Source organism: uncultured Succinatimonas sp., from assembly GCF_905203285.1.
GTDB lineage: Bacteria > Pseudomonadota > Gammaproteobacteria > Enterobacterales > Succinivibrionaceae > Succinatimonas.
On the sequence record NZ_CAJKVK010000012.1, the window covers coordinates 20,075 to 34,303 of the forward strand.

12 protein-coding genes are annotated in these 14,229 nt (G+C 39.9%); 8 read left to right on the plus strand and 4 right to left on the minus strand.

Annotated features, from left to right (window positions below):
• Positions 1–51 precede the first annotated feature (51 nt).
• Positions 52–1,425 (minus strand): cysteine--tRNA ligase, encoded by a 1,374-nt coding sequence (cysS, locus tag QZ019_RS02645; protein WP_295482055.1) that lies wholly within the window; start codon positions 1,423–1,425, stop codon positions 52–54.
• A gap of 73 nt (positions 1,426–1,498) precedes the next feature.
• Between cysS and QZ019_RS02650 the strand changes: the two genes are divergently transcribed.
• The 3 genes from QZ019_RS02650 to QZ019_RS02660 all read left to right on the plus strand — a co-directional run bounded on the left by QZ019_RS02650 (position 1,499) and on the right by QZ019_RS02660 (position 3,948).
• Positions 1,499–1,993, plus strand: a complete 495-nt coding sequence (locus QZ019_RS02650; protein ID WP_009144349.1) for a peptidylprolyl isomerase — start codon at positions 1,499–1,501, stop codon at positions 1,991–1,993.
• A gap of 16 nt (positions 1,994–2,009) precedes the next feature.
• Entirely contained in the window at positions 2,010–2,744 is a 735-nt protein-coding gene (locus tag QZ019_RS02655) for a UDP-2,3-diacylglucosamine diphosphatase (RefSeq protein ID WP_249083124.1), read from the plus strand.
• Between the two features lie 178 nt (positions 2,745–2,922).
• Entirely contained in the window at positions 2,923–3,948 is a 1,026-nt protein-coding gene (locus QZ019_RS02660) for an aliphatic amidase (protein ID WP_295482058.1), read from the plus strand.
• A 30-nt stretch (positions 3,949–3,978) separates the two neighbouring features.
• Here QZ019_RS02660 and QZ019_RS02665 read toward each other — a convergent pair whose 3' ends face one another.
• Positions 3,979–4,884 (minus strand): DNA-binding response regulator, encoded by a 906-nt coding sequence (locus QZ019_RS02665; RefSeq protein ID WP_249083120.1) that lies wholly within the window; start codon positions 4,882–4,884, stop codon positions 3,979–3,981.
• 6 nt (positions 4,885–4,890) lie between these two features.
• Positions 4,891–8,022 (minus strand): ATP-binding protein, encoded by a 3,132-nt coding sequence (locus tag QZ019_RS02670; RefSeq protein WP_295482061.1) that lies wholly within the window; start codon positions 8,020–8,022, stop codon positions 4,891–4,893.
• 426 nt (positions 8,023–8,448) lie between these two features.
• Here QZ019_RS02670 and urtA point away from each other — a divergent pair, with 426 nt between their 5' ends.
• From urtA to urtE, 5 genes are read left to right on the plus strand one after another with little or no spacing between them, the layout of a single operon-like run.
• Positions 8,449–9,666: an urea ABC transporter substrate-binding protein gene (gene urtA, locus QZ019_RS02675; RefSeq protein WP_295482063.1), complete on the plus strand. Its 1,218-nt coding sequence runs from the start codon at positions 8,449–8,451 to the stop codon at positions 9,664–9,666.
• Positions 9,667–9,722: 56 nt separating this feature from the next.
• Positions 9,723–10,649: an urea ABC transporter permease subunit UrtB gene (gene urtB / locus QZ019_RS02680; protein WP_249083114.1), complete on the plus strand. Its 927-nt coding sequence runs from the start codon at positions 9,723–9,725 to the stop codon at positions 10,647–10,649.
• An 11-nt stretch (positions 10,650–10,660) separates the two neighbouring features.
• Positions 10,661–11,791 carry an urea ABC transporter permease subunit UrtC gene (gene urtC, locus QZ019_RS02685; RefSeq protein WP_249083113.1) on the plus strand — a complete coding sequence of 377 codons (1,131 nt, stop codon included), beginning with the start codon at positions 10,661–10,663 and terminating at the stop codon, positions 11,789–11,791.
• Positions 11,788–12,543: an urea ABC transporter ATP-binding protein UrtD gene (urtD, locus tag QZ019_RS02690; protein WP_249083111.1), complete on the plus strand. Its 756-nt coding sequence runs from the start codon at positions 11,788–11,790 to the stop codon at positions 12,541–12,543. The genes urtC and urtD overlap by 4 nt, the downstream gene beginning before the upstream one ends.
• Position 12,544: 1 nt before the next feature.
• Positions 12,545–13,234, plus strand: a complete 690-nt coding sequence (gene urtE / locus QZ019_RS02695) for an urea ABC transporter ATP-binding subunit UrtE (protein ID WP_295482068.1) — start codon at positions 12,545–12,547, stop codon at positions 13,232–13,234.
• A gap of 397 nt (positions 13,235–13,631) precedes the next feature.
• On the opposite strand, the gene QZ019_RS02700 is transcribed toward urtE, so the two are convergent.
• Positions 13,632–14,117, minus strand: coding sequence for a hypothetical protein (locus QZ019_RS02700; RefSeq protein WP_295482070.1), 486 nt, complete (start codon positions 14,115–14,117; stop codon positions 13,632–13,634).
• Positions 14,118–14,229: the final 112 nt, after the last annotated feature.

Sequence of the window (14,229 nt, forward strand, 5' to 3'; positions counted from 1 at the left end):
TATGCACTCAAAAAGTGACAAAAGCCGAGGTTTAAAACCTCGGCTTAAAAATTACTTTCGCCTCCAAGTCGTTCCTGACGGACCGTCTTCAAGGACAATACCCATCGCCGTAAGCTTGTCACGCGCGGCATCAGCAGCCTTAAAGTCTTTACGGGCTCTGGCATCCTTGCGCTCTTGAATCAAAGCTTCAATAACCGATACTTCATCGTCACCGGATGAGTCTTCTCCCTTTAAGAAAGATGATGGATCCTGATACAAAATACCAAGAACCGATCCTAACTCTACCAGTCTTCCTGCAAGCTTGGCTTTAGTTTCCCCTTCTTCTTTATTAACTGCTTTTGCTAAATCAAAGAGTACTGCCATAGCGCCCGGGGTGTTGAAATCATCATCCATAAGCTCTTTAAAGCGTTTAGTGTACTCATCCTCACCTTCAGCCTTAACCGGTGTTACATCGCGCAGTGCAGTATATAAACGGGCAAGTGAAGCTTTAGCTTTATCAAGATTTTCCTGAGTATAGTTAAGCGGACTGCGATATTGAGCAGACAATAGGAAGAAACGGATTGTCTCGGCATCATAATGCTCAAGTACGTCACGAATCGTGAAGAAATTATTTAACGACTTGGACATTTTTTCATGATTAATCATAACCATGCCCGAATGCATCCAATAATTTACATATTTGCTGTGGCAAGCGCAGCAGCTTTGAGCAATTTCATTTTCATGATGCGGGAAAATAAGATCAGAACCGCCGCCGTGAATATCAAAATTCTCACCTAAATACTTAAGATTCATGGCAGAGCATTCAATATGCCAGCCGGGACGACCGTCTCCCCACGGAGAACTCCATGAAGGTTCACCGGGTTTTGACATCTTCCATAAGACAAAATCAAAAGGATTGCGTTTGGTTTTCTCAATTTCGATACGGGCTCCGGCTTCAAGCTCTTCAAGATTCTGACCTGACAGTCTTCCGTATTGCTTGAAAGTATCAATAGCGAACATCACATCACCGTTATCGGCGACATATGCATTGCCGTTATCAATAAGTCTCTGTACTAAAGCAATAATTTCAGGAATAGTTTCGGTAGCACGCGGCTCTTCATCAGGACGCATAATATTTAAAGCATCAAAATCTTTATGCATCTCAACGATAAAATTCTCAGCAAGCTCTTTAGCGCTGACCTTACGCTCATGGGCACGTTTTATGATTTTATCGTCAATATCGGTAATATTGCGAATATAGCGAACTTTATAGCCGCGATAACGCAAATAACGCACCACCATATCAAAATTTACGAAGGTACGCGCATGTCCTATATGGCATAAATCATATACGGTCACACCGCAGACATACATGCCGATCTGGCCTTCATTTATCGGTTTAAATTCTTCTTTTTTACGTGAAATAGTATTATGGATTTGCAACATCGGCCATCTCTCTCTATTATATAAATCTATGCCGCTCATTTTAGCGAAGTATTAAATACAAGGTAAGAATATTATGATACTTTTAAAAACCAATCTCGGCGATATCAAAATTGAACTTGATTATGATAAAGCTCCTGTAACTGCTAAAAACTTTGAAGATTACGTCCAACAGGGCCACTATGACGGAACTATTTTCCATCGCGTCATCAAAGGCTTTATGATTCAGGGCGGCGGTTTTACTAGCGATTTTGAACAAAAACCTACCATGGATCCGATTAAAAACGAAGCCAACAACGGTCTTGAAAATGTCCGCGGATCTATTGCTATGGCCCGAACCAGCGACCCGCATTCGGCAACTGCACAATTTTTCATCAATACCGTTGATAACGACTTCTTAAACTTCCGTTCAAAAGACACTATGGGCTGGGGTTACTGTGTCTTCGGTAAGGTCGTTGAAGGCATGGATGTAGTTGATAAAATCGAAGGTACCCGTACCTCCACCCGCGGTTTCTTCCGTGATGTGCCGGTTGAAGATATCGTAATTGAGTCGGCAAAAATCGTTGACTAAATAAAAGGCGGCTTAAGTGGCTCTATACGTAATTGCCGACTTGCATTTAAGTGCAGAAAACAAACGCTTATGTTCTGCTTTTGCCGCTTTTTTAAATAAACTCCAAAAAGGAGATCGCCTGATCATTTCAGGCGATTTTTTTAATTTTTTCGTCGGCATCGATCCGTATGACGAATGCCAAAAGTTTATAAAGCAAACCTTATTAACTGCCAGACAGCGCAAAATTGATGTTTTTTTCCAGCACGGCAACCGTGATTTTTTGATTTCAAAAAAAGATGCCGACTACTTTAACTTCACATTGCTGCCTGAGCTTTTTATAGACAAATCAGGCCCCGAGCCATGTCTTATTACACACGGTGACTGTCTATGCTCCAACGACAAAAAGTATCAGGAATTTAAAGCCATCACTAAAAAGACATGGATAAGGAAACTCTTTTTTACCCTACCTTTATTTGTACGTAAAAAAATTGCAGCCAAGCTGCGCGACGACAGTCAAAAACTGACCGGCAAAGGCAGAGATCCGCTTATTTACGGAATGGTCCCCGCGACCCTCGATAAAATTCTAACCGACAGCAATTGCTCAATAATCATTCACGGGCATCTGCATCAATACGGTGACCACTATAACGAAACACCCCATGCAAAACAAAGATTTGCTTTAGGGGATTGGGGAGAAGATTATAGTTACGCCAAAATTGATGCCGGCGGTTTTCATTTAATTAAGCTCCCTTTAAGCAAATTAATTAATTAGTCCACTATCCCACTTTTCCGATCTTTTTACTTTTCTTTCCGTAACCGTATTGCCGTCAAATAACCTTGCGATACGTAATTTTACGTAGAAGTACCGCTTTTTACCTTATATGAATGCAAATAATGAAATTCTAATATAGCAATCAGTTAATTAATTTTGTTACTTGGAGAGTATTAATATGCCACATGGAGATATTTCTTGCAGCCCTGATAAAGTCGGTATTGCTGTTGTTAACTGGAAAATGCCCAGGTTTCATTCTTCAACAGAAATTATTGCCAATTGCCATAAAATAGCTGACTACATCAAAGGTCTTAAAAGCGGTATTCCAGGCCTTGACTTAATTGTTTTCCCTGAATACAGCACGGAAGGAATTCTGTATGACTTCAACGAAATGATGAGCTTATCTACATCTATCCCGGGACCTGAAACAGAAATTTTCTCAAAGGCCTGCATTGATAACAATGTATGGGGCGTATTCTCAATCACAGGAGAAAAGCACGAAGATCATCCGAATAAAGTTCCTTACAACACATTAATTTTAATTAACAATAAAGGTGAGATTGTTCAGAAGTATCGCAAAATGATCCCGTGGACTCCGATTGAAGGCTGGTACCCGGGAGACAGAACATACGTATCGGAAGGTCCTAAGGGATTAAAAATCAGCCTCATCATTTGTGATGACGGAAACTATCCTGAAATATGGCGTGACTGCGCAATGCGCGGTGCAGAGCTCGTAATAAGATGCCAGGGCTATATGTACCCAGCTTGCGATGAGCAGGTTAAGATTGTCCCCGTAATGGCATGGTGCAACAACGTTTATGCTGCTGTGGCAAATGCTTCGGGTAATGACGGTGTCTACTCATACTTTGGACACTCATCTATTGTTGATTTTGACGGCAGAGTCTTAGGCATATGCGGAACTGAAGAAAACAGCTACCAATATGCTGAATTGTCGGTAAGCGCAATCCGTGATGCACGTGCTAATTGGCAGTCGCAGAACCATCTCTACAAACTTTTGCACCGCGGCTATACCGGCACTATCAACTCCCATGAAGATCGCTTTGGTGAACCTGAGTGCCAGTTTGAATTTTACCGCAAATGGGTTACCGATCCTAAGGGCACACAAGCTGAAGTCGAGAAGCTGACCCGTAAACTGCCGGGTGTAAAATATGCCCCTATTGCAGGCATCCCTCATGAAAAATAAATAAGGCTAAAAGGCGCTAAAAGGCGCCTTTTATGCGTTTAAATGCTGATTCGCTATAAAAGCAGCACTTGTACGATTATCTACCATAAGCTTCTGAAAAATCATTTCGGTATGCTTGTCAACGGTACGTGAGCTTATTCCTAAAATAATTCCTATTTCTTTATTTGATTTGCCTAAAGAAATATAGTAAAGAACTTGGGCTTCGCGCAATGTTAGCCCAAATGCCTGCTGGAGCATCAAATATTTTTGATCTTCCTTAATTTCTTCTTTTTCATACACTCTAACAACATATTCATTAGCACTGTTCCTTCCGCTATAGCTGATAATCAAACTCACAGCATTGTCCAATAAAAAAACGTCACCGGGCTTAGCAACTTGGATCCACGTTTTAAGCTTAGAAGAAAACAATTCAACCAGATCTATTCGGTTATAACCGTATTTTTCAAACAGTTTTAATGCATTGGGGGTTATATAGGAAAAAGATAAATCATCTTTAAAGCCAAAACCCGTCAAGTTATTATTATCCAATGACTCAAATGCTGCAAAATATGATTTGCTTTTTTGCAAATGACTTTTTATACGAATCAAAAGCTCATTTAAATTGATTGGCTTTTTTAAATAGTCTATCGCTCCGGCTTCAAAACTAAGCTGCAAGCTATCATCATGATCTAAGCCGGTCATAAAAATTACCGGAATATGCGCAAACAGAGGATCTTTTCTCAATCTCCTGCATGTCTCAAAGCCGTCAAGCTGCGGCATGAAGGCATCCATTAAAATTAAATCCGGGACTATACGAGAGCAAATTGATAATACCTGTTCCCCATCCATAGCTAAAAGGGAGCTGTACCCGGCTTTAATCAATACAGTATTAATCATGCCCAAAGTTTGAGAATCATCATCAGCAGTTAAAATAATGCCTTTAGTATCGTTATCCATATTCACTCATATTCCCAAATATTCATTAAGTAGCTTAATATCAGTTTTAGCAACTAAATTTTGTATATATTTATGTTCAGCAGATCCTATTTTTTGCTGGCTATATAATTTATCGGCAATTTGTGCAATACCTTGAATATAACCTATAGAAAGGTAAGCAGAGAAATCCCTTTTAATTGCATCGGGAAGGACTTTTGCTTTAACCATCAGGGCATTATCAAGAGTATTATCATGTTTATGTCCGGCACCTGTTAATGATCGAACCATAGGCAGCAGCGAGTCCAAATGTACCGGTTTTATCAAATACCCGCTGTAACTGTGCTTTAGATCCGCCGGAGCATTATTTTCATCAGCCTCTGCTGAAATAATCACGGCAGGCTCTGAAATTCCTTTTTCCCTTAAAATACGCAAAAGCCCCCAACCGTCCCCATCCTGCATAGCTATATCAATTAAATAAATATCAAAATGATTATCTTTAATTTTATCAAGCGCACTTTTGCACCCTGATGCTATGTCAACATCAAACCCGAAGGGGGACAGCATTTTTTTAATTAAATTGCTATGCTGATTATTATCGTCAATTTCTAAAATTTTTATATGCCGATCAAGATCAGAGAATATGCTGTTTTCATCATATTCTTTAGTCAACACGCTATTGTTTGGAGCTGCAGGAAGATAAATTTTAAGCGTAAAGGTCGAGCCCTTCCCATAAGTGCTTTCAACCTCCAAATCTCCTCCCATTATTGAAGCCAGCAAAGAACTTATTGTGAGCCCTAAGCCTGTCCCGCTTGCAGAGCTATGTGAATCTTTCAAGCGTTGAAACGGCTCAAAAATACGCTCTAAATCACTGTTTTTAATACCAATTCCACTATCTTCAACCCTAAAAGTATATACATCAAATTTATATAAAATAATAAGCTTTACAAAGCCGTCGTTGGTGTACTTAATCGCATTGGAAATCAGATTAGTCAAAATTTGGCGTAGCCTTTTTTCGTCTGTAATAACAAAAGGCGGCCATTCATAAACGCTTAATATATCGAATTTAAGCCCCTTTTCAGCAGCTACCCTTTTAAAATACGCGCCTAGCTGTCCGATTAGTTTTCTTAAATCAACAGTCTCGCGTCTTAACTCCAGCTTGCGCGCCTCTATTCTTGAAATATCAAGCAAACCCTCAATTAAATCCGACAGGTATTCTCCGCTGGACACCATAGCATCTACATAGCCCTGCGCCTCACGTCCGAGGTTGCATTGTCTGGACAATAACTGTCCGTAACCTAAAATAACATTAAGCGGAGTGCGCAGCTCATGGCTTATACCGGACAGGTAACGGTTTTTAGCTTGGTTTGCCTCATCAGCTTTATTTTTTTCATCCTCCAGCAATGCAAGCGTGTGCTTATGCCCTCGTATTTCTTGGTTCAATAAAATATTTTTATCAGCAAGCTCTTGCTGGGCGCGCCTGCGACTGCCAAGCACTAAAATAAAAAAAAGTGCAAAAATAGCAACAACTAAAAACAGCAAAAAGCCCTGAGTAATAATGGGGTTTTGGCTCTCCTTAAAATCTAGGGCAAATTTCTTTTCAACACCTAAATTTATTATCAAAATTACAAACGCAAAAATCACAATAAGAACGACATACTCATAAATTAAAAGAAAAATATGACGTTGACTCTTTTTATTAAACCATTTGTAAAAAGGGCTGCCGGTATTGCAATTATTGTCACACAGCGCATTTAACGAGCAGCAATGCGAACAAATATAGTCTTTAATAAATGGGCAGTACAAAATATTACGATCATCAAACTTTTCATGACAAACCGCGCATACCTCCACCCCATGGCTGTTTACTGTCACATCAATGCCGTGAGCATAAAATCGTCCCTTAGTAATAAAAGCAATAAATGGAGTCAATAGGGCTGCAACGAGCATTGCAATCAATGGAGCATACGAGCGGCACAATTCCCCACAGGTTCCCGAATATGACACGAAACCTACAGCAATTGCACAAAGTAAAGATACAGTACCTACCGGATTCAAATCATACAAATTACCCCTTTTAAATTCAATTTTATACGGGCGAAGCTTGAGCCTACGGTTTAGGCTTAAATCAACCGCCAAAATGGTAAACCATGACAGAGCCAATATCGCGATTAAATTAAACGCATTAATAGACGTAGTGTAAAGATTCCCCTCCAGCACAATCAACACTATAACCATATTGAAAATAAGCCAAAAGGCGCGCCCGGGGTAAGAATGGGTTAAGCGGGCCCCAAAATTCGACAAGGCCAAAGATCCCGAATAAGCGTTGGTAACATTAATTTTTAACTGACAAACCGTCACAAAGGCTAACACGCACAGACTCACGAAAACGCCATGACCAAATAATGAGCTATACGCATAATAAGCCATATATCCCGGATCTAGGACGGCAGCTACACTTGCCTCTTTTTCCATCATAAAAACAGCAAGGGCACCGCCACATAATATATTGATAGATATGGGTATAAACCAAAAGGCGCCTGCCGACAAGCTGTAAAAAATTCTATGACGAGATCCCTTTTCCGGCATAAAGCGCAAATAATCAACTTGTTCTGCAGTCTGGGCAATTAAAATTAGCAAAATACTTACGCTTTGTCCTAAAAACAGCCAATTAAAATCTTTACCCTCTGTAAGGCCTGGAATAATATTCTTATCGCTTAAAATAAATTTCACTACAGCTGTTAATAAGGCTATTTCAAAAAATATATAAATATAATTAGAGGCTTTCTGAAATTTTGATATAGCTTTAAACCCTTTAAAAGCTATTGGTATCACTACTAAAGAAATAAAAAGATAACTTATAGCCTCAGGCACATTAAAAAAATTTTTTAGCATATTAGCTAAAATAAGTGTCTCAAAAACTAAAAAAGCACAAACATAAGAAGCATAAATTAAAGAAGCGAAGGATGCGCCAAGATAGCCGAAACCGCAAGATCTTGACAACAGATCAATATCAATATGCTCAGTAATCGCAGTTTTTACAATAGGGATGCTTAAAGGCACAATAATGGCAATGCATACTAAAAGAGCTATCAGCAAGTGGTTAAAACCAAAATTTACAGTAATCAGGGCACCCATCACTTCCTGAGCCAAAAATGACATGGACCCTATTGCCGTCAAGGCTACGCTAAGCGCACTGTATTTGCATGCTTTATTAGGAACTGCCTGTAAAGGGAAGTCATCATTATATTCCAGCATATGAACCGCGATAATGCCCATTATCAAATTATTAGATCTGTCTCATGTTTATTATTACTACAAGATTTTTTAAAAATGCGTTTTCTTTTCATATTGGGCACAAAACAGGCAAAAATCACTTTTATAGGGAGCTTACATCAAGGCATCACCTCGTATTCATCAAAGCCTTTTTTTAGTTTATACAAAGTAACCATATGTTTTACATATAAAAATACCAAAACGTACAGCATACTACGTAATTTTACGTAACCATGTAAGCGTTTTCGCTAATTCGATTAATAAGTGTTTTTTTGAATATTAAACATGAAATTAAACACGGAGGACTTCCTTATGAAAACAAAAACATGGTTAAAGCTAAGCAAGCTTGCCGCTGCCTTAGGAATAAGCGCATTGATTTCTTCATCTGCTTTAGCCGATGAAGTTAACCCGAAGGGCTACGCCGTTACCGATGATACCGTTACCGTGGGAATATTGCATTCCGTAACCGGGACAGTAGCCTTGTCAGAGGCAGGATCAGTACAAGGTGAACGCCTTGCTATTGAACAAATTAACGCACAGGGCGGGGTCCTTGGCCGCAAAATTGAAGTGATTCAGGAAGACGGTGCTTCAGATTGGCCTACTTATGCTGAAAAAGCCAAAAAATTAATTGTGGACGATAAAGTAGCTGCCATATTCGGGTGCTGGACTTCAGCATCAAGAAAAGCCGTACTCCCAATTGTAGAACAGTATGATAATTTGCTCTTCTACCCAGTATTTACTGAAGGCATGGAATCTTCACCCAATATTATATATATGGGCCCTGATGCAACACAGCAAATTATTGCCGGACTTGATTGGGTAATAAACCAGAAAAAAGCAAAATCGTTTTACTTTGTTGGATCTGACTATATATGGCCTAGGACATCATTCAAAATAGCCAGACAGTATATTGAGAAAAAGGGCTTAAAAGTAAAAGGAGAAGAGTACTACCCTCTAGGACACACCCAGTTTAATTCAGTTATAAATAAAATTAAATTGCAAAAGCCTGACGTTATCTTCTCCACTATTGTCGGAGGATCAAACGTTGCTTTTTACAAGCAGCTAAAAGCGTCTGGCATTGACCTGCTTAAAGAAAAGCCATTGCTTTTAACTACCTCAATTACAGAGGATGAAGTAAGCGGCATCGGCGGTGAAAATATCGAAGGCGGATATTCTATTATGAAATATTTTCAGTCAATGCCAGGAAAGAGCAATGAAGAATTCGTAAAGGCCTTCAAAGCCCGCTACGGAGAAGATGCAATCATTGGCGATACTACCGAAGCAGCATATTTAGGCCCTTGGATCTGGAAAGCAGCCGTAGAAAAAGCAGGGACTTTCGACATTGACAAATTGAAAGAGGTTTTACCTTCAATTGAACTGACCGATACCCCTAACGGTCCGATCAAAGTCCATGAGAATCACTATTTATGGATGAAAACCATGATAGGTCAGGCACAAAAGAACGGCCAGTTCAAGATTGTCTCTGAGAGCAAAATGATGGAACCCAATCCCTTTATGAAAGGTTATTAAAACTCATAAGGTGCAGGAGTGCTTCCTGCACCAATTACTACAAGGTGAAAGAATTTATGTTAGCGGATTACTCTTTATCAGATTTGATATCGATAGCTGCAATGCAAGGGTTTGCCGGCCTTAGCCTGTTTGCAGTATTTGTGTTGATGGCTTTAGGTCTTGCAATTATTTTCGGGCAAATGGGAGTAATCAATATGGCGCACGGGGAATTAATGATCTTCGGCGCTTATATTACTTACCTGACATCAAAAGTTTTTGAAATCTACTTCCCAGGTATGTTTGCTTGCTATTTTTTTGTTGCCTTATTCTTATCATTTATAGCTACGGCACTGCTTGGCATGCTCATTGAATTTTTAATGATAAGGCATCTATACAGCAGGCCTTTGGACACCCTATTAGCCACATGGGGTCTAAGTCTAATCATGCAGCAAATTTACCGCTCATTATTCGGGGCTCGTGACGTAGGCGTAACTTTGCCTGATTGGATGATGGGATCAATATCGTTAACCGATACTATTGATATTCCGGTCAACGGCCTATTCGTTTTAATCCTCACGATATTTATTACCGTAATTACTGTTTTTTGCATAACAAAATCCAGGTTTGGCGTACAAATACGCGCTGTAGTAATGAATCGCCAAATGGCTGGGGCTATCGGCATCAATACTGCGCTCGTTGATCGAATAACCTTTTCCTTCGGCTGCGGTATCGCCGGAATTGCGGGCTGCGCATTCACAATGATTGGATCGACCGGTCCTACATCAGGTCAGCTTTATATTGTTGATACCTTTTTGGTTGTCGTTTTTGGCGGCGCCGGATCTTTATTCGGAACAATACTTTCAGCCTTCGGAATATCCCAAGCCCAGTCAATCCTTGAATTTTTCATATCAGGATCCATGGCCAAAGTTTGTACTCTGCTCTTTGTAGTAGTTGTACTTATGTTTAGGCCGCAAGGTCTAATCGCCAACAAAATCCGCCATTAGGAGAAATTGCGATGGAAACCAAAACATTTTTAAATATGCCTACCATATTAAACCTATTAATAATGGCACTTCTTCTGCTAGTTATCCTGCCGGGCAGCATGGATATTTTTCGCCTCAATTTAGTCGGTAAATATCTATGCTACGCCTTTGCCGCACTTGGATTGGTTCTTTGCTGGGGTTACTGCGGAATCATGTCATTAGGACAAGGGATATTTTTCGGCTTAGGCGGCTATGCGATGGCTATGTTTCTAAAGCTGGAGGCATCGACACCTGAATTCACATCAACGCAAAACACTCCGGGGATCCCTGATTTTATGGACTGGAATTCACTTACAGAACTACCTATATTTTGGGAGCCCTTTAAATATTTGCCTTCCACTCTGGTACTCATGATTGCAGTGCCGTCGCTGGTTGCTTTTGTAATAGCTTATGCAATGTTTAAAAGAAGAGTTAGCGGCGTATATTTTTCTATCATCACTTTGGCAATAGCTTCAATTATTACTATTCTATTTGTCGGACAGCAAGGATATACCGGCGGTATAAACGGCATTACCGATTTAAAAACCTTTTTAGGCTATGACATCCGTACTGATGATGCTAAATACCTGTTGTATTTTATCTGCGTAATTTTGCTCCTTACTGTAATTTTGCTGAGCAAGTTTCTTCTGGCAAGCAAATTTGGCAAATTACTAGTAGCAATACGAGATCAGGAAGAGAGAGTTCGCTTTTCAGGTTATGACGTTGCAAATTTTAAAATTGCCGTCTTTGTTCTTGCTGCTGCAATTTCATCCTTAGGCGGGGCGCTATTTGCCTTACAAGTTAATTTTGTATCTCCTTCCCTTATAGACATTGCCAGCTCAATTGAGCTTCTGATTTTCTGTGCTGTAGGCGGCAGACTCTCAATTTTCGGAGCCGTCTACGGAACATTATTAGTAAATTTTGCCAAAACCAATATATCGGAAGCATTTCCTGAGTTATGGACAATACTTATTGGTGCTTTATTTATTTTAGTAGTTATGAGCTTTCCTGAAGGCTTAGCTGGAATTTATAACAAATACTTAAAAAAACTCTTCACTAAACTTATATCAAATAGCCAACACGCCGCTTATAGCGAAAAAACACATGAAGGAGCAATCAAATGAATGAGCAGGAACATGTTCTTTACATTGAAGGCTTAAGCGTTTCGTTTGACGGATTCAAAGCCGTAGATGACTTATCGCTTTATATAGATAAGGGTGAAATTCGCGTAATAATCGGACCAAACGGCGCAGGAAAGACTACCGTCCTAGATTTAATTTGCGGAAAAACAAAAGCAACCAAAGGATCTATCCTTTTTAACAACCGTGAAATATTAGGGCTTAGCGAAAACGAAATAGTAAAAGCAGGCATTGGAAGGAAATTTCAAACGCCGTCTATTTATGAAGAGTTAACTGTTTTCGAAAACCTTGAGCTGTCTTACCCTAAAGGAACTTCAGTTTTAGGATCAATATTTTTTAAGCTTGATAAAGAGATTAAGCAAAAAATCCAAGAGACAGCAGAGACAATTATGTTGCAGGATAGCCTCAACACCAAATCTGCCCTATTGAGCCACGGACAGAAACAGTGGCTTGAAATTGGGATGTTGCTTATTCAAAACCCTAAACTATTGATGCTTGATGAGCCTGTTGCCGGCATGTCAATTACTGAAAGGACAAAAACAGCCGAGCTCCTGCATAAAATCATCAAAAACCGATCAGTAATAGTTATTGAGCACGACATGAAATTTGTTGAAAACATTGCTGACCGCGTAACTGTTATGCATCAAGGCAAAATATTAGCCGAAGGCAGCATACAGTCAATTAAAAACAACCCTAAAGTAATAGATGTATACCTAGGGCACCAAGGAGAAAAATAATATGCTGAAGCTTACCGATTTTTCTGCATCTTATGGTCAAAGTACCGTAATTGACAAGCTTAGCCTAGAAATAAAAAAGGGTGAAATAGTTGCTCTGCTTGGGCGCAACGGCATGGGCAAAACGACGCTTATGAAATCAATAATGGGGCTAATTAAGCACAACAGCGGCTCTTTAACCCTTGACGGACACAATTTAATGGGGCTTAAGAGCTATGAAAGAGTTGCTGCAGGATTAGGTTATGTCCCCCAAGGCAGGATGATCTTCAATACATTAACGGTAACTGAAAACATCACAACAGGGATGATTGTATCTAAGACGGCTGAGGTTCCACCTTATGTGTATAGGATTTTTCCCATATTAAAAGAGTTTGCCAAAAGAAAAGGAGGAAACCTTTCCGGCGGACAACAACAGCAATTGGCAATTGCCAGGGCTTTAGTCACAAAGCCTAAAATGCTTATTTTAGATGAGCCTACTGAAGGCATTCAGCCTTCAATTATTTCTGAAATGAGCGATATTTTGCGACAAATTCGAGATGAATTCGGTCTTACCATATTCGTCAGCGAGCAAGTGCTATCTTTTGCCTTATCCGTTGCTGATCGTATTCTGGTAATAGAAAAAGGCCAGATTGTATATGACTCTCCAGCATCTCAAGCTGACGGCTCTAAAATTGAGACATACCTTTCAGTTTAAAATGATACAAAGCAACACATAATGCCAATTGCTAAAAATCAAGGGCAAGCCCGGCTGATAATTACATAAGCCGCCGGGTTTTGCAGATCTGTCTGCTCCAGCCATTGATTTTTGCCGCCGCGACATGTGAAAGGAGACATTTATTGCGAGGCAACTTTAACTAGCTAGCGTTCTCATAGATGGATCTTATTAGGGGTATTGATAATCATATCCTGTGCCTAACCTAGGCCTTCAGCCAACTTTACGATACCTCTATACGGCATAGAAAAATATCCATACAAAACAAAGAGTTACTTTGGGAGATTGGGGAGAATACTACAGTTTTGTCAAAATAGACGGCAACGGATTTTATCTTTCTAAAAAAACCGTTGCCGAGCTTGTCAACTGAATACAGTTTTTACTGCTTTAAATCTTTAGCGCTTTGCGCCACTTGATTAGGTGTCAGGTATTCAAGAGATGAATCTGTAAACTGCATCGCACTCTTAGCGCCTACCGGCTGTACTAAAAGCAGCCTTTCACCGTCTTTATTTACTTCCTTTAGCATAATTTGCTTCTTTTCACCTGCAAGCAACTGTACGGTAACGGTTCCCGTTTTAGATATTTTTACTATATTTACAGGAATAGGGTCAGATCCTACTGCGCCGACATATGGCACTCCTTCGGTAAGCTGAACCACAAATTTAATATCGCGGCCTAAAAAATCTTGAGTAAGCCAAATTCCCGAAACATAAGCCGCAGGAGTATCAGGTAACTCGAGCATATCATCGGGAATATAGCCAAAATCATCGGCGTCATAAGTACCGAAATCGTAAATCCCGGCATTAGCGCTCACGCAAAAACATGCGGCAGCGCAAAAAGTAAGAAACTTAGATCTGATTTGCATTAATTGATCTCCTTAATCTACAGAGTATCCTCACTGTAACTCTTTTTTAGTGAACTTGCCATCAGCTAAAGTTGATGGGCTTCCTGCTTAATCGACTCCCCCCCCAGCGGAA